This window comes from Streptomyces sp. NPDC127098 (assembly GCF_042722465.1).
Taxonomy (GTDB): Bacteria; Actinomycetota; Actinomycetes; order Streptomycetales; family Streptomycetaceae; genus Streptomyces; species Streptomyces millisiae.
Window position 1 is genome coordinate 19105 of sequence record NZ_JBHXFJ010000058.1, and the last position, 20483, is coordinate 39587.

10 protein-coding genes are annotated in these 20483 nt (G+C 74.3%); 1 reads left to right on the forward strand and 9 read right to left on the reverse strand.

The window, feature by feature from the left end; genetic code table 11:
* Positions 1 to 12: 12 nt before the first annotated feature.
* The 6 genes from ACFWI8_RS28235 to ACFWI8_RS28260 all read right to left on the reverse strand — a co-directional run bounded on the left by ACFWI8_RS28235 (position 13) and on the right by ACFWI8_RS28260 (position 7477).
* On the reverse strand, positions 13 to 1209 hold the full coding sequence (locus ACFWI8_RS28235) for a cytochrome P450 (RefSeq protein ID WP_387097122.1): 1197 nt from the start codon (positions 1207 to 1209) through the stop codon (positions 13 to 15).
* Entirely contained in the window at positions 1206 to 2516 is a 1311-nt protein-coding gene (locus ACFWI8_RS28240) for a methylaspartate mutase (protein WP_387097125.1), read from the reverse strand. Before ACFWI8_RS28240 ends, ACFWI8_RS28235 begins: the two co-directional genes overlap by 4 nt.
* A complete protein-coding gene (locus tag ACFWI8_RS28245) occupies positions 2503 to 3006 on the reverse strand; it encodes a cobalamin B12-binding domain-containing protein (protein ID WP_387097128.1) in 504 nt (167 codons plus the stop codon). Before ACFWI8_RS28245 ends, ACFWI8_RS28240 begins: the two co-directional genes overlap by 14 nt.
* The gene (locus ACFWI8_RS28250) at positions 3003 to 4241 is read right to left on the reverse strand and encodes a type III PLP-dependent enzyme (RefSeq protein ID WP_387097130.1); all 1239 of its coding nucleotides are present in this window, start codon (positions 4239 to 4241) and stop codon (positions 3003 to 3005) included. The genes ACFWI8_RS28245 and ACFWI8_RS28250 overlap by 4 nt, the downstream gene beginning before the upstream one ends.
* On the reverse strand, positions 4238 to 5755 hold the full coding sequence (locus ACFWI8_RS28255; protein WP_387097133.1) for an AMP-binding protein: 1518 nt from the start codon (positions 5753 to 5755) through the stop codon (positions 4238 to 4240). Before ACFWI8_RS28255 ends, ACFWI8_RS28250 begins: the two co-directional genes overlap by 4 nt.
* A gap of 162 nt (positions 5756 to 5917) precedes the next feature.
* On the reverse strand, positions 5918 to 7477 hold the full coding sequence (locus ACFWI8_RS28260) for an AMP-binding protein (protein ID WP_387097136.1): 1560 nt from the start codon (positions 7475 to 7477) through the stop codon (positions 5918 to 5920).
* 138 nt (positions 7478 to 7615) lie between these two features.
* Here ACFWI8_RS28260 and ACFWI8_RS28265 point away from each other — a divergent pair, with 138 nt between their 5' ends.
* Positions 7616 to 7864, forward strand: a complete 249-nt coding sequence (locus ACFWI8_RS28265) for an acyl carrier protein (RefSeq protein ID WP_387097139.1) — start codon at positions 7616 to 7618, stop codon at positions 7862 to 7864.
* A 13-nt stretch (positions 7865 to 7877) separates the two neighbouring features.
* On the opposite strand, the gene ACFWI8_RS28270 is transcribed toward ACFWI8_RS28265, so the two are convergent.
* The 3 genes from ACFWI8_RS28270 to ACFWI8_RS28280 form a co-directional block, all read right to left on the reverse strand.
* Positions 7878 to 8828: an ACP S-malonyltransferase gene (locus ACFWI8_RS28270; protein ID WP_387097142.1), complete on the reverse strand. Its 951-nt coding sequence runs from the start codon at positions 8826 to 8828 to the stop codon at positions 7878 to 7880.
* Between the two features lie 3 nt (positions 8829 to 8831).
* Complete coding sequence (locus tag ACFWI8_RS28275; RefSeq protein WP_387097145.1) at positions 8832 to 9752, reverse strand: proline iminopeptidase-family hydrolase; 921 nt, start codon at positions 9750 to 9752, stop codon at positions 8832 to 8834.
* A 113-nt stretch (positions 9753 to 9865) separates the two neighbouring features.
* Complete coding sequence (locus ACFWI8_RS28280; protein ID WP_387097148.1) at positions 9866 to 20431, reverse strand: SDR family NAD(P)-dependent oxidoreductase; 10566 nt, start codon at positions 20429 to 20431, stop codon at positions 9866 to 9868.
* Positions 20432 to 20483 lie beyond the last annotated feature (52 nt).

Consider the following 20483-nt stretch of genomic DNA (forward strand, 5'->3'; position numbering starts at 1 on the left):
TGCTCGGGGTGTTCACCAGGAGATGTGCAGGCGGGAGGGGCCGCGCACGATCACCCCGTACTTCCACTCCACGTCCTCCGGTCCTTCGGCGAACCGGAGCTCGGGGAAGCGCTCCAGGAGTGCCTTCAGCGCCTCCTGGAGTTCGAGGCGGGCGAGTTGGGCGCCGATGCAGTGGTGCGGGCCGTGTCCGAACGTGACATGGGGGTTGTGTTCGCGGCCGAGGTCGAGGCGCTCGGGGTCCTCGAAGACCTCGGGGTCGCGGTTGGCCGCGTGCAGCGCGGCCAGTACCGGGTCGCCGGCCCGTACCACGGTGTCGCCGAAGGACACGGCCTCCAGGGCGTAACGGGCGAACATGGCCGCGGTGTTGATGGGCACGTAGCGCAGCAGTTCCTCGACGGCGCGGGGCAGCAGCTCGGGTTCCCGGCGCAGCCGGGTGAGCTGTTCCGGGTGGGTGAGCAGGGTGAAGACGAAGCTGGGCAGGGCGGAGGAGACGGTCTCCACGCCGCCGGTGAGGAGTCCGGCGCCGGCGATGGAGATCAGCTCGTCCTCGGTGAGCCGGTCGCCGTTGTCCCGGGCGTAGACGAGCGCGCCGAGCAGGTCGTCGGTGGGCTCCTCCCGGCGCTGGGCGACGAGTCCTGCCATGTACTCCTCGAGCTTGCCGCCGACCTCGTACAGCACGTCGCCCCTGGCGGTGGAGTCGTCGGTGAGGCCCGCGGTCCACTCCCGGAAGACGTGGTGGTCCTCGACGGGCACCCCGAGCAGGTCGCAGATGACGGTGACGGGCAGCGGGGTGGCGAAGTCCTCGACGAGGTCGGCCGTCCGTCCGGCGGCCTCCATGCGGTCGATCAGCCGGTGGCTCAACTCCCTGATGGAGGACCGCATCCGCTCGACGCGGCGCGCGGTGAACGCCTTGCCGGCGAGCCGGCGCAGCCTGGTGTGGTCCGGCGGGTCCATGCCCATGATGCCGTCGCCGGTCAACTCCCTGCGGAGCCGCGGCTGGTCGAGGCCCTGGGCGACGGCGCGGCTGAACCGCGGGTCGGTCAGCACGAGTTTGACGTCGGCGTGCCGGGTGGCGAGCCAGGCGGGTTCTCCGTAGGGCAGCGCGACGCGGCTCAGCGGCTCCTCGGCCCGGAGCCGCGCGTACAGGGGGGAGATGCCGATGTCGTGCATCTCGAAGGGGTAGCTGCGGACTTCGCTGCTGGTCGTCATAGCGGCTCCTCCTCGGGGACCGTGCGCCGGCGGGCGTCCACCGGACGGCTCGCGCGGTGCTCGAGCGCCTCCGCGTCGTACGTGTGCTGGACGTGGGAGAGCGCCCGCATCAGTTCGGCGGAGCCGACCGGGCGGGCGCGGCGCGTCTCGGTGACGCCGGCGAGCGGCAGGGAGCCGATGTCGGCCCAGCCGAGGCGTCCTTCGGCGTCGATGTAGCCGCGGCTGCGGCCGGCGTTGTCCGGGTGGACGCAGTAGGGGATGTCGAGGATGCCGCGGCGGAACGCCTCGACCAGGGCTCGCCCGATGTCGGGGTGGCAGTCGAGCACGGCGTCGATCAGCGCGCGGGCCTCGCGGTGGGTCTGGCTGTCGGTGCCGGCGGGCGGGACGGCCGGGCGCGGAACGGCCTCGGCGGTCGCGGCGGCGTGTTCGAGCGCGGCCACGTTCTCGACGATGGTGGGGATGCGGTGGGCCTCGGCGGCGGTCTTGACGATGAGCCGCTCCGAGCCGGTGTCCACGGCGAGCCGGGCGGCCCGGGCGAGGAGCGCGAACGCCCCCTGGGCGGTCCTCGGGTAGAGGCCCATGTAGGTGTAGACGACGACGTGCCAGTCCACCGCCGGGGACAGCAGCTCGGCGCTGAGCGCGCGCAGGGCGGCGACGGCCTCCCGGTCCTGTTCCTGGCTGGTCCCCTGGGCGTAGCTGAGGGAGATGCTGCGCAGCCCGTGTTGCTCGAAGAACAACGCCTCCAGGACGCTGAGCGCGACGAGCTGACTCGGCGGGCACAGCTGGCCCATCATGCAGCCGCCGAAGGTCTCCAGATGGGCTTCCACGCCGAAGTCGCAGCCCTTCAGCAGCAGTTCGCAGGCGTGGGCCCAGTTCCGCACGGACTCGGCCAGCGGGGTGCGGCCGTAGGGCAGGCAGTAGGAGACCGGGCCGCCCTCCGTGGCGTGCAGGAGCGCGGCGGTGAGGGCCCGCACGATGGCCTGGGGGCGGCCGGAGCCGTGCCGGACCTGGACGGGGAACTCCTCGGGCGGCAGGCCAGCCAGGACCCGGCGGGTGGTCGAGGGCTCGTGGGTGACCAGGGGGTAGCCGTTGAGTCCGGTGCCCTCGCGCAGCGCGCGGCCGGCGGACTCCAGGTCCCCGGTCCTCGTGTAGCTGTCGACGGTGATGGTGCCGACCGTGGTGGCGTCGGCGCCCCTGGTGGCGAGCAGCCCCGCGCGCATCCGGGCCGGGTCGGCGTACCCCATCCTGGGCTGCACGACCAGCGTGCCTCGCCGGTGGCACTCGCGGACGAACTCACCCAGGTTCACGGGCCGTACCCCCGGACAGCGCGGCGGCGAAGGAGCGGAACACGGCGACGCTCTCCGCGTCGTCGTCGAAGACCGCGTCGAAGCCCGCCGCGAGCAGGTCGTCGACGTGGGAGCGGCCCTCCGCTCCGAGGACGCCGAGCTTGCCGCCGATCACGACGGGCGTGTCGGTGAGCGCCGGGTGGGCGCGCAGCCTGCCGATGACCCGCATCCCGTCCTGGTAGCCGTGGCCGTTGAGGCTGCTGATGACGACCAGGCGGGGCCGCCGGTCGAGCGTCTCGGACAGCAGCAGCTCGTCGGGCACGCAGGCGCCCAGGTTCACGACGTCGTAGCCGAGTTCCTCGATGAGCAGTTGCAGGAAGACCAGGTTCCAGGTGTGCGCGTCGGACGCCAGGCTGCTGACGATCACGGTCCGGCCGTCGCGGCCGTCGCGGCCGTGCGGGGGCGCCGGTGGTGCGGGGCCGCGCTGGTCGAGGCGGTACGGGCCGGTCACCCCACTGCCGCCTTCACCGGCTCGTGGACCCGGCGCGGTTCGAGACGGGACACCGACACCACCTCGCCGGCGCGGACCACCACCTCGGTGGGGGCGGGCCGGCTGAGGAAGCCCATCAGGCTGGCCGTGACGCCGTAGGCGCCGACGTTGGGGACGGCGACGACGTCGCCCGGCTCCAGGGCGGGCAGCGGAACGTCGCGCGCCAGGGTGTCGCCGGGGGTGCACAGCGGGCCGACCAGGCTCGCCCGCAGGTCGCCCACCGGGCCCTCGACGCCCACCGCGGCCGGCAACAGCCGGCCGAGTCCCGAGAGTCCGCCGACCGCGTTGATCCCGGCGTCCAGGATGACGAAGGTGCTGCCCCGGCTCTCCTTGATGTTGACGACGCGCGTCAGCAGCGTTCCGCTGTCGCCCACCAGGTAGCGGCCCGACTCGCAGGCGACGCGGGGGGTGCCGTCGCGCCAGCACGGCAGCCGTTCGTCGAGCAGTCGCTCGAGACCGGCCCTGAGCCGCGGGTACCGGTCCCGCCGGCCCGGCACGGCGTACGGGGCGGCGAAGCCGCCGCCGATGTCCAGGTACTCCAGGGGCAGGCCGGCCTCGTGCGCCAGCCGGGTCGCCAGCTCGACGGCGTGTTCCAACTCCGCGAAGAGCCCCGCCTGGTCCTTGGCGTTGCTCATGGTGAACAGGTGCGCGCCGACGATCCGGGTGCCGGGCACGGCGAGCAGCTCCGGCATCAGGCCGGGCAGGGTCTCGCTGTCCATGCCGAACTGGGAGGGCCGGCCGGTCATCCTGATGCTGGTGGTGGCGGTCCCGGTGGCGGCGTTGACGCGGAGCAGGCAGTCGGCCGTGACGCCGTGCCGGGTGGCGTGCGCGCCGACGCGCCGCAGGTCGCCGGGGGACTCGGCGGAGAACAGGCGGACCCCGGCGGCCAGGGCCTGGTCGAGTTCGGTGTCGGTCTTTCCCGGGCCGGTGTAGAGGCACTGGTCGGCGGGGCACCCGGCGGCCAGCGCCGCGGCCAGCTCCCCGACGGAGCTGATCTCCGCCCGGCAGGGCCGGCCCGGGCCGTCACGCAGCGCGCGGAGCAGGTCGGGGTGGGGGTTGGCCTTGAGCGCGTAGTAGAGGTCGACCCCCGGCGGCAGCGCCTCGAACAGCTCCCGGCGGGCGGCGTCCACCCGGTCCAGGTCGTAGACGTAGAGCGGGGTGCCGTGACGCTCGGCCAGCTCGGCGTGCGTGCTCAAGCCTCGGTACCTTCCAGGAGCGGGAGGAGTTCCCTGACGGCGTTCTTGCCGTGGGCGGTGAGCGGGAAGGCGTCGACCACGTGGCAGACGGCGGGTACCTTCGCGGGCTCCAGGCGCTTCGCGAGTTCCCTCAGCACGGTGTGCGGCGCGAGGTCGGTCTCCACGCACAGCGCGAGGTCGCGGCCCTCGACCGGCGGTATGGCCCCGGCGGCGCGGACTCCGGGGATGTCCATGGCGGCCGCCTCGATCTCCAGGGTGCTCATCCGGATGCCCCTGCGCTTGAACATGTCGTCGCGGCGGCCCTCGAAGTAGAGGTAGCCGTCCTCGTCGAGCCGGCCGAAGTCCCCCGTGTGCAGGCGTGGTTCGCCGTCGGGTCCGGGCCGGAAGGCGCGTGCGGTCAGTTCGGGCGCGCGCCAGTAGCCGGGCATGACGTGGGGGCCGGTCACCACGATCTCGCCGGTGGCGCCGGTCGGCAGCTCCCGCCCCTCCTCGTCCAGGATCAGCACCCGGGTGCCGGGCAGTGGGCGGCCGACCGAGTCGGGGCGCTGGTGTTCCTCGCCCGGCGGCATGATGGAGACCCGCTTGCACTCGGTCTGCCCGAACTGGCGGACCACGTGGGCCCCGGGGAACGCGGCGCGCAGCCGGTCGATGGTGGTGCGGGGCAGCGCGGCCCCGGTGTTGGTGAACATCCGTACCGGGGCGGCGGGTTCGGCCGACCGCTCGGCCAGGGTGACGATCATCGTGGCCAGTGAGGGGACGATCGGCACGATGGTGGCGCCGACCTCCCGCATGCGGCGGAGCAGGACCAGGTCCCCCTCGCCGTCGGCGAGGACGATCTCGGAGCGTCCCAGGCAGGACAGCAGCACCTTGTACAGGCCGTAGTCCCAGGACATCGGGAAGCGGCAGAACACCACGTCGTCGTGGCGGTAGCCGAGTTCGGCGTTGATGGCGGCCGCCGCGAAGGTGACCCGGCCGTGCGGCCCGATCACGCCCTTGGGGGTGGCGGTGCTGCCGGACGTGTAGACGAGGACCGCGATGTCCTCGGGACCGGTCCCGACCGGCTCGGCACGGGCACCCAGGGCGCGGTGCTCCTCGACCTCGCCCCACGTCGGGCCGATGCCGTGCACGGGCACGGTGGTGAGGGCCCGCACCGTGTCGACGGCCTCGTCGGAGACGATCACCAGCCGGGGTTCGGCGTTCTCCACGACCGAGCGCAGGTGGAACGCCTTCATCCCGGGGTTGAGCGGAACGAAGACGGCGCCGCGGCGGGAGACGCCGTAGAAGAGGGCGACGAGTTCGCGGGTGGTCGGCAGGCGGGCCACCACGCGGTCTCCGGGGCCGACGCCCCGGTCCCGCAACCAGGCTTCGACACCGTGGCTGTACTCGGCCAGCGTCGTGTAGTCCCACACCCCGCCCGCGTCCCGCACCGCCGCGGACGAAGGGAATTCGGCCGCCGCCTCGTCGAGCAGTGTGTGAATGAGCTGATCGTGCCGAGGTACGTTCTCCACGTCCATTGCCGCGCTCCAGCCTGCCTGGCGAATATGCGCCCACATGTCGACTCGCCGGGAATCACCGAAAATCACCGGCGGAGAAGTTCCCCGGTGTTTCCCGGCCTGTTTTCCCGGCGATCCGGAAGCTACCGGACCACAAAGCCGGGGCCCCACCCCTAGCGGCCTCTATTGTGTGGACGATTCCGGAACGGCCCGGCCACGGCGGGCCAGGACCTCTCCGGCCCTGGTGGCGAGCCCGGACCTGTCGACCTTCCGGTTGGGATTGAGCGGGAGCGCGTCCACGTGTTGGTAGTGACGCGGGATCACCGCCTCCGGCAGGGTGCGGCGCAGGCCGCGGGCCAGCTCGCTGGGCGGCACGGGGGTGCCCGTGTAGAACGCGAAGAGCCCGGTGCCGGAGTCGGTCGTGACGCCCACCGTCGCGGCCTCCTCCACGCCCGGGCAGGCCCGCAGCGCGTGGTCGACCTCGGCGAGTTCGACCCGCAGGCCGTGCACCTGGACCTGGGCGTCCAGCCTTCCCAGGTAGAGGAGTTCGCCGTCGGCCAGCCGCCGCACCCGGTCGCCGGTGCGGTACCAGACCCGGGAGTCGAGGCGCAGGAAGCGGTCACGCCCGTCGTCCGGGTCGAGGTAGCCGGGGGTGAGCTGGGGGCCGGTCACGCACAGCTCCCCCTCCTCGGTGGTGGGGCGCCCCTCCTCGTCGAGCAGCACGATGTCGTGGCCCGGGTGCGGGGTCCCGACGGGCACCACGCCGTTGACGGCCCGGTGGGGCGAGACGTCGGCGGCCCAGCGGTGCGCGGTCACGGTGACGGTCAGTTCCGTCGGCCCGTACAGGTTCTCCAGCGCCGAGGCGGGGGCGGCGCGTTCCCAGTCGGCGGCGTCGCCACACTGCAGCGCCTCGCCGGCGAAGAAGCTCCAGCGCAGTCCCGGCATGGTGGCGGCGCCGAGCCGACCGGTCCTGCGGACCAGGCCGATGGCGCTGGGGGTGGAGAACCACACGGTGACGCGGCGTTCGGCGAGGAAGGCCGGCAGGTCGCGGTACGCCGCGGGGGGCACGGCCACCAGCCGGGCGCCGACGCCCCAGGCGCAGAACATGTCGAACAGCGCGCAGTCGAAGTTCAGGTCGAAGGTCTGCGAGAAGACGTCGCCGGGGCCGAAGTCGTAGCGCTCGTCCAGCAGTCGGAAGTAGTGGTCGGTGCCACCGTGGGTGACGGTCACGCCCTTGGGGCGCCCGGTCGATCCGGACGTGAACAGCAGGAACGCCGGGTCCTCCGACCCCACCGGGCGCGGCCGGGGCAGGGCGTGGCCGGGTTCCGGCGCGAGCGTCCCCGGTCCGCCGTCGGGAGCGAGGACGTCGACGGGGGCGCCGCCGGCCGTCAGCCCGGGCAGCGCCGCCGCCCCGGCGCGGTCGGCCACCACGGCGGTGGCGCCCGAGGCGGCGAGCATCCGCCGGGTGCGGTCCGGTGGGAAGTCGGGCCGCAGCGGCACCACGGCGGCGCCGGCGTACAGCGCGGCCAGGACGCCGGTGTAGGCGGTCGTTCCCTTGCCAGCCAGCACCCCTACGGTGCGGGCCCCGGCCCGGGCCAGCGCCCCGGCCCACAGCAGGGCCCGCCGGTGGGTCTGCGCGTAGCTCGGCGCCTCCGCCCCGACCTCGAACGCCGGCACATCCGGGGAGCGTTCGAGACCTCGCAGGAAACGCGCGTACAGGGCGGGCCCGGTGTCCGTGTTCATATCCTCGCTCTTCGCTGCGGTGCGGGGGTTTCTAGGGGTCGGTTCGGGTCGATCCGCTCTTGACCTCGCCGGTACGGTGCTGAGCCGAGCGATCCGGCTTCGCATTCCGCGCGGCGACTCGTGATTCAGGGAGCTGATATGTGGGACAACTCGTACGAGGAGATTCTGCGGAGACACCTCCCCTTCCTGTCGGACGACGAAGAGCTGGAATCGGAGACGAATCTCCGCGATTACGGTCTCGACTCGCTCGCCATGGTGGAACTGCTCTCGGCGATCGAGGGTTTCTACGGGACCCGGCTCGCGGAGGACGCGCTGACGCTGGAGACCTTCGAGACCGCGGGATCGCTGTGGCGGGCCCTCGACGCGTCCCTGCAGACCACGAACTAGGCGAACCAGGCCGTCACGGCACGCCCGCACCGCGCCGTCTGGGCCGCAGCGCGAGCTGCGGCCCCGCGGCGACGACCTCGAAGTTCTCCCTGGTGCACGCCACCCTGGAGAACAGGCTGTCCTGGCCGGCCACGCACACCGTGCCGATGCCCAGGTCGCGCAGCGCGGCCACGACGGTCGGCCAGCGCAGCGGCCGGACGAAGCCGTCCAGCAGCATGGCGCGTACCTCCTCGGCGGACCGCACGACTCTGCCGTCGTGGTCGGCCACCAGCGGCAGCGTCGGGTCGGCGAAGTCCAGTTCGGCCAGCACCTCCTCCTCGGCCGCGCGGCGCAGCCCGTCGAACGCCGGCGAGTGCATCGGGGGCCGCATGGTGTACAGGGTGAGGCCGCCCATCGCCCGGACCTTCCGGTCCAGCCACTCCACGTTGCGTTCGCGCAGCGTCACCATGTAGAAGTCGTGGTCGACGTGGCAGGAGACGTCGCACCACTCGCCGCGGCCACGCAGCTCCCCCAGCGCCTCGCTCACCCGCTCGCCCGGGGTGCGCACGAAGGAGTGCGTAACCACGTCCTGGTGCTCGGTGGCGAAGTACTCCGCCACGCGGCGTGCCAGCGCGGCGGTCATCCACACGGCGTCCTCGAAGGGCAGGGCCCCCGCGTGGGCGATGGCCGTCTTGACGCCGAAACTGGCCCCGACGCACACCTCGGGCGCGACCCCCAGTTCGCGCTCCGCCCATTCGGCCAGCGCGAGGCAGTTCACCAGGAACGCCACCTGGGCGTACTCGGAGTAGTCCCCCGGCGTCTCGCGGAAGCGGTCGACGAGGGAGTAGCCGAGCCGGGCGTCGGCGGCCGCGACCAGCCGGCGCGCCCGGGGGTTGAGCAGCATGAACTTCCCGACGTCCGCGAACCGTGCCGGCCCCATGCCGGGGAAGACCATCGCGGTGCCGGGTCGCGTCGCGTTCTCCATGGGTCACTGCCCTTTCCGCTCGGCGCCGCCGAGGCTCCGCAGGTAGTCGACGAGGACGGCCTGGAAGTTCTCCGGCTCCTCCAGGTGTGGCAGGTGGCTCGACTCCTCGAACACTTCCCAGCGGGCCCGGGGGACGAGTTCCCGGTAGGGCCTGACCGTGGCGGGCGTGGCCTCGTCGTGTCGCCCCGAGACGACCAGCGTCGGCACCTCGATGTCGGGCAGGAACTCCTCGACCGACCAGTCCTTCAGCGTTCCGGTGACGTGGAACTCGCTCGGTCCGTTCATCACCGAGTAGACGGTGGGGTTGGTCGCCGTCTCCAGGAACGACGCCTGGTAGTCACGCGGCCAGGGCACGATCCGGCACACGTGCCGGTCGTAGAAGACCCGCATGGCACGGAAGTACTCGTCGGTGTCGGTGGTGCCCGCCGCCTCGTGGCGGCGCAGCGTCGCGTCGACCTCCGGCGGCAGGTCGGCCCGCAGCCTCTCCATCTCGGCGCGCCACAGCACGTACGAGGCCGGCGCGTTGGCGATGACGAGACCGCGCAGGCCGGGCGGGCGGAACGCGGCGTGCCGGGCCGCCAGCATGCCGCCCCAGGACTGGCCGAACAGCACGTAGTCGTCGGCGACGCCCAGGCCGCGGAGCAGGTTGTCGAGTTCGGCGAGGAACAGTTCGACGGTCCAGAAGTCGGCGCCGCGGTCCGGCAGCCGGGTCGACCCGCCGTTGCCGAGTTGGTCGTAGTGGATCACCGGCCAGCCCTCGTCGGCGAGGGCGCACAGGCCGAGCAGGTAGTCGTGGGTGCTGCCGGGGCCACCGTGCACGGCGACGACGGCCGGCCGCCCGCCACCCGTCGCGCCGGTCACCCGGTACCACGTCCGGAACTCCCCGAAGGGCAGCCAGCCCTTGGCTGTCGCCGCGACCGCCATCCTCGCCTCCCGTTCGGTCCTACCGCGCCACCCTGTCTAGCCAGCGGAGAATCCCGGCACCAACCCCTACGGGCCCCGTAGGGGCCGGTGCCGGCCCCGCTTCCGCTCGCCTGCTACTCGCCGCCCATCGCGCGCGCGATGAGATCCTCGGCGCTGAGCGCGTCGATCTCGTCGATCGCGCCGCTCGCACGCGTCTCGGCCGCCGGGTCCCCGGACCCCTCGGGACCGGTGAGCGCCCGCAGGGCGTCGAGCAGCCCGCTGTCGCGCAGCCTGGCCGGCGGTACGGCCGTCAGCAGCCGGCGGATCTCCTCGTCGGTCGGGGGGCGCCCGACGCCCTCGCCCGCCTCGGTGTCCGCCGGCTCAGGCGCCAGCTCCGCGTGCAGGTGGGCGGCGAGGGCCCGCGGGCTCGGGTGGTCGAAGACCACGCTCGCCGGCAGCCGCAAGCCGGTGACGAGGGTCAGCTTGTTGCGGAAGCCGACCGCGGTCAGCGAGTCGAAGCCGAGCTCGCTGAACGCCCGGTCCGGCTCGACGGCTTCGCGCCCCTCGTGCCCGAGCAGCGCCGCCGCGTGGGTCCGCACGAGGTCGAGCAGCATCGGCAGCCGCTTGTGCGCCGGGGCGTGCGCGAGCCGGTCGCGCAGCGCGCCGACGGAGTCCTCAGGCGCGTCCTGCGCGGCCCTGCGCGGTGCCGGGCGCACCAGTTCACGCAACGGCGCCGGCAGGTCGCCGGCCTCGCCGGCGGCCCGCGCGTCCGGGGCGAGGCGCAGGGGCAGCAGGACGGCCTCGTCGGTGGCGAGCGCGCGGTCGAACAGGGCCAGCCCCTCCTCGGGGGTGAGCACGCCGATTCCGCCGGTCGCGACGCGCCGGACGTCCGCCTCGCCGAGCCCGGCCCCCATGCCGTCGCCGCCGGTGTCCCACAGGCCCCAGGCGAGTGAGGTCGCGGCGCGCCCCGCCCCCCGGCGCCGGGTGGCCAGGGCGTCGAGGAAGGCGTTGGCGGCGGCGTAGCCGCCCTGGCCCGGCGAGCCGAGCACCCCGGCGGCCGAGGAGAACAGGACGAACGCCGACAGGTCCATGTCCCTGGTGAGCCGGTCGAGGACGAGGGCCGCGTCCACCTTGGGCCGCAGGACCCGGTCCAGACGCTCGGGGGTCAGCGAGGACACCGTCGCGTCGTCGAGCACGCCGGCGGCGTGCACCACGGCCGCCAGCGGGTGTTGGGCGGGTATCGCCGCCAGCATGGCGGCGGCCGCGTCCGGGTCGGCGACGTCGCACGCGACCAGTGAGACCGTGGCGCCCCGCCCGGTGAGCTCCGCGCAGAGTTCGGCCGCGCCGGGCGCGTCCGGGCCTCGGCGTCCGGCCAACAGCAGCCGCCGCACGCCGTGCCTGACCACCAGGTGCCGGGCGACCAGCCTGCCGAGCGCACCTGTCGCGCCCGTGACCAGCACCGTGCCCTCGGGGTCCCAGGACGGTCCGGCCGCGGTGCCCGACACGGTCGCCCCGACCAGCCGTGGCACCCTGAAGCCGCCACCGCGCAGGACCAGTTGGGGCTCGGCCGCGGTCACCGCCGGGGGCAATCCGCACAGCAGGGCGCCCGCGGCGGCCACGTCCTCGGTGCCGAGGTCGACGAGCACGATCCGCTCGGGATGCTCGGCCTGGGCGGACCGCACGAGGCCCCCCACGGCGGCGCCGGCCAGGTCGGCCACCTCGGCTCCGTCGACGGACACGGCCCGGCGGGTGACGACGACCAGCCTCCCGGTGGCGCCCCGCTCGTCGGCGAGCCAGGACCGCAGCAGGCCGAGAACGCGGCGCACCTCCTCCCCCACCGGCCGGTCGTCGCCGCCGCAGGGCAGGAGCACGATGTCGCTGCCGGCCGCCGCCGCCACGTCCGGCACGACCGACGCGCCGCATGCCTCGGCGAGGCCCCAGCGGTCCTCGCCCAGCACGGTGCGGCGGCCGGGGGCCGTGGCCTCGCCGACGGGCAGCGGGCGCCATTCGGTCCGGAAGAGCGAGTCGACGGTGGGGGCGTGCTCCGGCCCGGGCTCCTGGTCCACCATCGGTCGCAGCACCAGCGAGCCGACGGTGGCCACCGGCCGCCCGGCCCCGTCGGCCAGGTCGAGCGCGACCTGGCCGACGCCGGGGCGGCGCACCCGGACCCGCAGCACGCTCGCGCCCACGGCGTGCAGTTCGACCCGCTCCCAGCTGAAGGGCAGCGCGGCCCCACCGGAGGTCGCCTCCGGCGCGCCGATGCCGATCGTGTGCAGGGCCGCGTCGAACAGCGCGGGGTGCAGCCCGTAGTGCTCCGCCTCCGCCCGCTCGGGCCGGTCCTCCGCCGCGACGATCTCGGCGTAGACCTCGTCCCCGCGCTTCCAGGCGGCCCGCAGGCCACGGAAGGCGGGGCCGTAGTCGAGACCACGACCCGCGAGATCCTCGTACACGCCGTCCAGGGGCACCTGTTCGGCCCCCGCCGGTGGCCAGGCGGACAGGTCGAAGGACGGGCGCGCCCCGGCCGGGCCCAGCACACCGGTCGCGTGCCGGGTCCAGGGCCGGCCGTCCGACGCCCCCTCGGGACGCGAATGCAGGCTGAACCGCCGGGTGCCGGCACCGTCAGGAGCGGACAGCGTGCACTGCACACGCACTCCGGAGCGCGGCGGTATCACCAGCGGTGCCTCGTGAGTGAGCTCCTCCAGACGCGGGCAGCCGGCCGACTCACCGGCGTGTACGGCCATCTCCACCATGCCGGTGCCGGGGAACAGGATCCGGCCGCCCGGCCGGTGGTCGGCCAGCCACGGGAGGCTGCCCGTCGAGAGCCTGCCGGTGAACAACAGCCCCTCGGAGTCGGCGAGTTCGACCGCCGGCCCAAGCAGCCGGTGGTCGGGGGCCCCGACGGCGGCGGCGCCGTTGGTGCTGTCCACCCAGTACCGCCTGTGCTGGAAGGGGTAGGTGGGCAGGTCGGTCCGGCGGGCTCCGGTGCCGGCGAACAGCGCCTCCCAGTCCGGTTCCGTGCCGTGGACGTGGAGTTGGGCCACTGCCTCGGCCAAAGCGCGGGGCTCCTCCCGATCCCGGCGCAGGGTCGGCGTCAACACGCCACCGTCGGCGTCGGGCAGGCACGCCTCGGCCATGGCCGTGCAGGTGGCGTCCGGGCCGATCTCGACGAACCGGCCCACGCCCTGAGCCGCTACGGTCCGGATGGCGTCGGCGAACCGCACCGGCCGCCGCACCTGCGACACCCAGTACCCCGGATCACACCACTCCGCAGTTCCACCGGTCACCGTCGAGACGATGCCGACACGCGGCTCCTGGTACGTCAGCCCCTCGGCCACCGCCCGGAGCTCCTCCAACATCGGCTCCATCAACGCCGAATGGAAAGCGTGCGACACCCGAAGCCGCCGCGTCCTGCGGTCCGCCAACTCCCGTTCCAAGAGAGCCAGCGCCTCCGCGTCACCGGAGACGACCACCGACGAGGGACCGTTGACGGCCGCCAGGTCCAACCCGTCGCCGAGCAGCGGCAGGACCTCCTCCTCGGAAGCCGCCACCGCGAGCATCGCCCCACCCGCCGGCAACGCCTGCATCAACCGGCCGCGAGCCGCCACCAACGCACACGCATCCTCCAGCGACCACACCCCAGCCACATACGCCGCCGCCAACTCCCCGATCGAATGACCCACCACCACATCAGGCCGCACACCCCACGACTCCAACAACCGGAACAACGCCACCTGCACCGCGAACAACCCCGGCTGCGCGAACTCCGTACGATCCAGCGCCTCCCCGTCCTCAAAGACCACCTCACGCAACCGTCCGCCGAAAGCCGCGCACACCTCGTCGAACGCCTCAGCGAACACCGGGAACGCCTCATACAGCCCCCACCCCATCCCCACCCGCTGCGACCCCTGACCCGAGAACACGAACGCCGTCCCACCCACGGCATCCGCCACGCCCCGGACCAGACCCGGCGCCTCCTCACCATCCGCCAGCGCCATCAGTCCACGCAGGAACTCCGGCCGTCTGGTGCCGAGCAGGACCGCGCGGTGGTCGAAGACGGACCGGGTGGTCGCCAGTGAGTATCCGAGGTCCGCGAGGTCCAGGTCCGGGTTCTCGTCGAGGCGGGCCAGCATGCGCTCGGCCTGGGCGCGCAGCGCCGTCCTGGTGCGGGCCGAGAGCGGCCAGAGGAGGGGCCCGGAGGTCGCCCCGGCCCGTGGGGCCGCGACGGGGCTCGGCATGTCCTCGTACTCCTCGATGATCAGGTGGGCGTTGGTTCCACTGACGCCGAACGAGGAGACCGCTGCCCGACGGGGAGAGTCGCCGGCCTCCCAGGACACGGCCTCCGTGAGGACCTTGACGTTCCCCGCAGACCAGTCCACCTCGGGCGTGGGCTCGTCGACATGCAGCGTGCGCGGCAACACCCCGTGCCGCATCGCCATCACCATCTTGATCACACCCGCCACACCCGCCGCCGCCTGCGTGTGCCCGATGTTCGACTTCACCGATCCCAGCCACAGCGGACGCCCACCCTCACGCCCCTGCCCGTACGTGGCCAACAACGCCTGCGCCTCGATCGGATCACCAAGACGCGTCCCCGTCCCATGCCCCTCCACCGCGTCCACCTCGGACGCCGCCAACCCCGCATCCGCCAACGCCGCCCGAATCACCCGCTGCTGCGCCGGACCATTCGGCGCGGCCAGGCCGTTGGACGCGCCGTCCTGGTTCACCGCCGAACCACGCACCACCCCCAGCACCCGACGCCCGTTCCGCCGCGCGTCCGACAACCGCTCCAACACCAACACACCCACGCCCTCCGACCAGGCGGTGCCGTCGGCCGAGGCCGAGAACGCCTTGCACCGCCCGTCGGCGGCCAACCCACGCTGCCGGCTGAACTCGACGAAGGTCTCCGGGGTGGCCATCACGGTCACGCCGCCCGCGAGCGCGAGGGAGCACTCCCCCGCCCGCAGGGCCCGTGCGGCCAGGTGCGTGGCGACCAGGGAGGAGGAGCAGGCGGTGTCCACCGACACCGCCGGGCCTTCGAGTCCGAGGCTGTACGCGACGCGTCCGGAGACGACGGCTCCGGTGCTGTTGCTGCCCACGTAGTCGTGGTACTGGACTCCGGCATAGACACCAGTGGCGCTGCCGCGCAGCGTCAGGGGGTCGATGCCGCCGCGCTCCAGGGCCTCCCAGGACGTCTCGAGCAGCAGCCGCTGCTGTGGGTCGAGGAGTGCGGCCTCCTTCGGGGACACTCCGAAGAAGCCCGGGTCGAAGTCGCCGGCGCCGTGCACGAACCCGCCCTGGCGGACGTAGGTGCTGTCGGGGCGTCGCCCTTCCGGGTCGTACAGGCCGTCGAGGTCCCAGCCGCGATCGGCGGGGAACTCGCCGATCGCGTCGGTTCCCTCGGCCAGCAGCGCCCACAGTTCGTCGGGGGTGTGTGCGCCGCCGGGGAACCGGCACGCCATGCCGACGATGGCGATCGGGTCGTCGGTCCTGGCCACGGTGGCGGGGGCCGCCGTCTCGTCGACGGCTCCGGTCAGTTGGGCCAGGAGGTGTCGGGCGAGTGCCGCCGGCGTCGGGTGGTCGAAGACCAGGGTGGCGGGCAGCCGCAGCCCGGTGGCGGCGTTGAGTTCGTTGCGGAATTCGACGGCGGTCAGCGAGTCGAAGCCGAGTTGCTGGAACTCCTTGCCGGGTTCGACGTCGGTCGGGGAGCCGTGCCCCAGGACGGCGGCCACCCGGGCGCGGACGAGGTCGAGGACGGCGGCGGGGCGTTCGTCCTCCGTCGTGGCGCGCAGCGCCTCGGTGAGCGTGGCGGCGCCCCGCGCCACGCCATCGGTCACGGCGCGCCGTGGCCCGTCCCCGGCGAGTCCGCGCAGCGCCGCGGGTGTCTCGGCCCCGGGGGCGCGCAGCGCCGACGGGTCGAACCGGGCGGCGACGAGCAGGGGATCGGCCGTTTCCAGGGCCGCGTCGAGGAGGGCCAGGCCCTGGCGGGTGGACAGGGGCAGTACCCCGCCTCGGGAGAGCCGTGCGCGGTCGGTCTCGTCCAGGGCGTCCGCCATGCCGCCCTCCTGCTCCCACCATCCCCAGGCGATCGCGACGGCGGGCAGCCCGGCGGCCTGCCGGTGGGCGGCGAGGGCGTCGAGGAGGGCGTTGGCGGCGGCGTAGTTGCCCTGTCCCGGTGCGCCCAGCAGTCCGGAGAGTGAGGAGAAGAGGACGAAGGCGGCCAGGTCAAGGTCCCTGGTGAGTTCGTGGAGCCGGAGCGCGGCCTCCGCCTTCGGTGCCAGTACGGCGTTCAGGCGGTCCGGGGTGAGGGAGGTCAGCACGCCGTCGTCGAGCGCTCCGGCGGCGTGGACGACCGCGGTCAGCGGGTGCTCGCCGGGCACGGCCGCCAGGGCGTCGGCGAGCGATGCGGGGTCGGCGAGGTCGCAGGCCACGGCCGTGACCCGGGCCCCGGCCGCCGCGAGTTCGCCGGCCAGCCCGGCCACCCCTTCAGGGCCCTGGCGGCTGGTCAGCAGCAGGTGCCGGACGCCGTGCTCGGCGACGAGGTGGCGGGCGACGGCACCGCCGAGCGCACCGGAGGCGCCGGTGACGAGGACCGTGCCGTCCGGGTCGAGGCGGGGCGGCTCTTCGCTGTGCTCCTGGGCTGCCGGGACCCGGGCCAGCCGTGGGACGTGGAGCCGGCCGCCCCGTACGGCGAGTTGGGGCTCGGCCGCGCCGAGGACGTCGGGCAGGTGGGGCTCGGCGTCGGTTCCGGGTTCCACGTCGAGCAGGACGAACCGCCCGGGATGCTCGGCCTGCGCGGAGCGGATGAGGCCCCAGACCGCGGCACCGGCGAGGTTCGTCGGCCCGTCGCCGTCAACGGCGACGGCGCCCTCGGTCACGAAGACCAGGGTCGCGTCGGCGTGTCCGTCGTCCCCGAGCCAGCTCTGGACGGCGGCGAGCGCCTGGTGGGTGGCCGCGCGCACCGCTTCCACGCCGGCGCCGCCGGCGCACTCGTGGAGGACCGCGTCCGGTACCGCCGCGGCCGGGGGGTGCGTGGCGATCGGCTGCCAGCGGAGCCGATGCAGCGGGGGGCGGCCGGCGGCGGCGAGCCGCGACGGGGCGACGGGCCGGAAGACGGCGGAGCCGATGGTGGCCACCGGGGCGCCCGCGGCGTCCGCGACGCTGATCGCGTACGAGTCGTCGCCGGTGGGGGTGAAGCGGACTCGCAGGGCGGCGGCGCCGGCGGCGTGCAGTTCGGTGCCCGTCCAGGAGAAGGCGACACGCCCCACGGCGCCCGCGTCGTCGCCGCCGGCGCGCAGCGCGTGGGTGGCGGCGTCCAGGGCCGCCGGGTGCAGTCCGAAGGCCGCCGCCTCGCCGGACATCTCGTCGGGGAGCCACACCTCGGCGTGGACCTCCTGGCCGAGGCGCCAGGCGGCGCGCAGGCCACGGAAGGCGGTGCCGTACCGCAGTCCCGAGTCCTCGAACTCCGCGTAGAGGCCGGTGAGGTCGATCGGTTCGGCGCCGGCGGGCGGCCAGGCGGCGGACCCGGTGGCGGGCCGGGCGCTCGGCGGTTCGAGCACGCCCCTGGCGTGGGTGGTCCACTCGGCGTCCTGGCCTGCCTCCTCGGGCCGCGAGTGCACGGTGAGTGGGCGGGCGCCCGAGTCGTCGGCGCCTCCGACGGCGACCTGTAGTCGCAGGCCGCCGTGCTCCGGCAGCACCAGCGGGGCGTCCAGGGTGAGTTCCGCCACCCGGGGGCAGCCGACCTGGGTGCCGGCGTGGATCGCCAGTTCAAGGAACGCGGTGCCCGGCAGGGTCACCGCGTCGCCGGCCCGGTGGTGGGTCAGCCACGGGTGCCGGCCGGTGGACAGGATGCCGCTGAGGACGAGGCCGCCGGTGTCGGCGAGGGAGACGGCCGCGCCGAGCAGCGGGTGGCCGGTGGTCTCCAGGCCCGCGCCGGTCGCCTGGTCGCGCCACGTCCGGCCGTCGAGCCAGTAGTGGCGGCGTTGGAAGGCGTACGTCGGCAGCGGCACCCGGCGGGCTTCGTGCCCGGCGTACAGGGCCTCCCAGTCGAGGGCGCCGCCCGTGGTGAACAGGCCCGCCAGGGCGGTGAGCAGCGTCCGGTGCTCGTCGCGGCCGTGGCGCAGCGTCGGGCAGCGGAACGCGGTGTCCGCCGTGTCGGTCAGGCAGTCGCGTGCGAGGGCGGTGAGCACGCCGTCAGGACCGATCTCCACGTACCGGGTGACGCCCTCGGACTCCAGGCGGCGGATGCCGTCGAGGAAGCGGACGGCCTCGCGGACGTGGCGGACCCAGTGCTCGGGCGTGCACAGCTCGTGTGCGGCGACCGGACCGTTGGCCGTGTGGGTGACGACCGGGATGGTCGGCTCGGCGTATGTCACCGACTTGGCGACGCGTCCGAAGTCGTCCAGCATCTCCTCCATCAGGGGGGAGTGGAAGGCGTGCGAGACCCGCAGCCGGCGCGTCCGGTGGCCCTGGTCCGTGAGCTTCCGCTCCAGGGCGGCCACGGCCTCCCCGGCTCCGGAGACGACCACGGCCGAGGGCCCGTTGACGGCCGCGATGTCGAGACCTTCGCCGAGCAGCGGCCGGATCTCGTCCTCGGCGGCTCGGACCGCGAGCATGGCCCCGCCCGCCGGCAGCGCCTGCATCAGCCGGCCGCGGGCCGCCACCAGCGCGCAGGCGTCCTCCAGCGACCACACGCCAGCCACGTGCGCCGCCGCCAACTCCCCCACCGAGTGGCCGAGCAGCAGATCGGGCCGCACCCCCCAGGAGTCGAGGAGCCGGAACAGGGCGACCTGCACGGCGAACAACGCCGGCTGGGCGAACTCCGTGCGGTCGAGCACCTCCTGGTCGGCGCCGAACACGACCTCGCGCAGCGGCCGGTCGAGCAGCCCGTCGAACTCGGCGCACACCGCGTCGAACGCCTCGGCGAACGCCGGGTAGCTGGAGTGGAGTTCGCGTCCCATGCCCACCCGCTGGGCGCCCTGCCCGGTGAAGAGGAAGGCGGTCGACCCGCCGTCCGCGATGCCGCGCGGTACCGCCGGGTGCGGCTCGTCGGCGGCGAGCGCGGCCAGTCCGGCGATGCCGTCGGCGGTGTCCTCGGCGAGCACCACGGCGCGGTGGTCGAGGGCGGCGCGGGTGGTCGCCAGCGACCGGCCGATGTCGGACGGGTCGGCCGCCGGGCCTTCCTCCAGGTGGGCCCGGAGGCGGTCGGCCTGGGCGCGCAGCGCGTCCACGGTGTGGCCGGAGACCGGCCACAGCACCGGGGCGCCGGCCGGCCGCTCCGGCCGGGAGGCGTCGGCGGGTGCGGCGGGTTCGGGTTCTGGCTCCTCCACGATCAGGTGGGCGTTGGTGCCGCTGACGCCGAACGACGACACGCCGGCGCGGCGCGGCCGTTCGTCGCGCGGCCACTCCCGGGCCGCGGTGAGCAGTCCGACCCGTCCCTCGGCCCAGCCGACCTGCCGGCTGGGTTCCGAGACGTGCAGGGTGCGGGGCAGCAGGCCGTGCCGCATCGCCATGACCATCTTGATGACGCCCGCCACCCCGGAGGCGGCCTGCGCGTGGCCGATGTTGGACTTGAGGGAGCCGAGCCACAGCGGGCGGTCGGCGGGCCGCTCCTGCCCGTAGGTGGCCAACAGCGCCTGCGCCTCGATCGGGTCGCCCAGCGTCGTGCCGGTGCCGTGCGCCTCGACGGCGTCCACGTCGACCGCCGCCAGTCCGGCGTCGGCCAGCGCCCGGCGGATGACGCGTTGCTGCGCGGGCCCGTTGGGGGCCGTCAGGCCGTTGGACGCGCCGTCGGAGTTGACGGCCGAGCCGCGGATGACGGCCAGGACGGGGTGCCCTTGACGGCGGGCGTCGGACAGCCGTTCGAGCAGCAGCAGGCCGGCGCCCTCGGCCCAGCCGGTGCCGTCCGCGTCGTCCGAGAAGGCCTTGCAGCGGCCGTCGGGCGCGAGGCCGCGTTGTCTGCTGAACGCGACGAAGGGCCCTGGGGCGGACATCACCGTCACGCCGCCGGCCAGGGCGAGTGAGCACTCGCGGCGCTGGAGCGCCCGCCCGGCGAGGTGCAGGGCGACGAGGGAGGACGAGCAGGCGGTGTCGACGGTGACGGCCGGGCCTTCGAGGCCGAAGGCGTAGGCCACCCGGCCGGAGAGCACGGAGGCCGCGTTGCCGGTGCTCAGGTAGTCCTCGACGGCTCGGGTTCCGGCCGGCCGGGACAGGTCCTCGTAGTAGTCCTGGCCGCCGCTGCCGACGAACACCCCGACCTGCCCGCCGTGGAGCGAGTCGGGGGAGATCCCGCCGCGTTCCATGGCCTCCCAGGCGAGTTCGAGCACCAGCCGCTGCTGGGGGTCCATGGCGAGCGCCTCGCGGGGCGAGATGCCGAACAGGGCGGCGTCGAACGCGCCGACGTCGTCGACGAATCCGCCCTCGTGCACGTAGCTGGTGCCGGAGCTGCCGGGGTCGGCGTCGTGGAGGGCCGCCAGGTCCCAGCCGCGGTCGGTGGGGAACGGGCCGATCGCGTCGCGCTCCTCGGCGAGGAGCCGCCACAGGTCGTCGGGCGAGGCGACGCCTCCCGGGTAGCGGCAGCTCATGGCGACGACCGCGACGGGTTCCCGTTCGGCCGTCTCCAGCGCGCGCAGCCGTTCGCGGGTGTGGTGCAGGTCGGCGGTCACGCGCTTGAGGTAGTCGAGAAGCTTCTCTTCGTTGTTCATCGGAGCCTCTTGTCGATCCGTCGGTTCAGGTCAGCGACATGCGTGGTCGGGG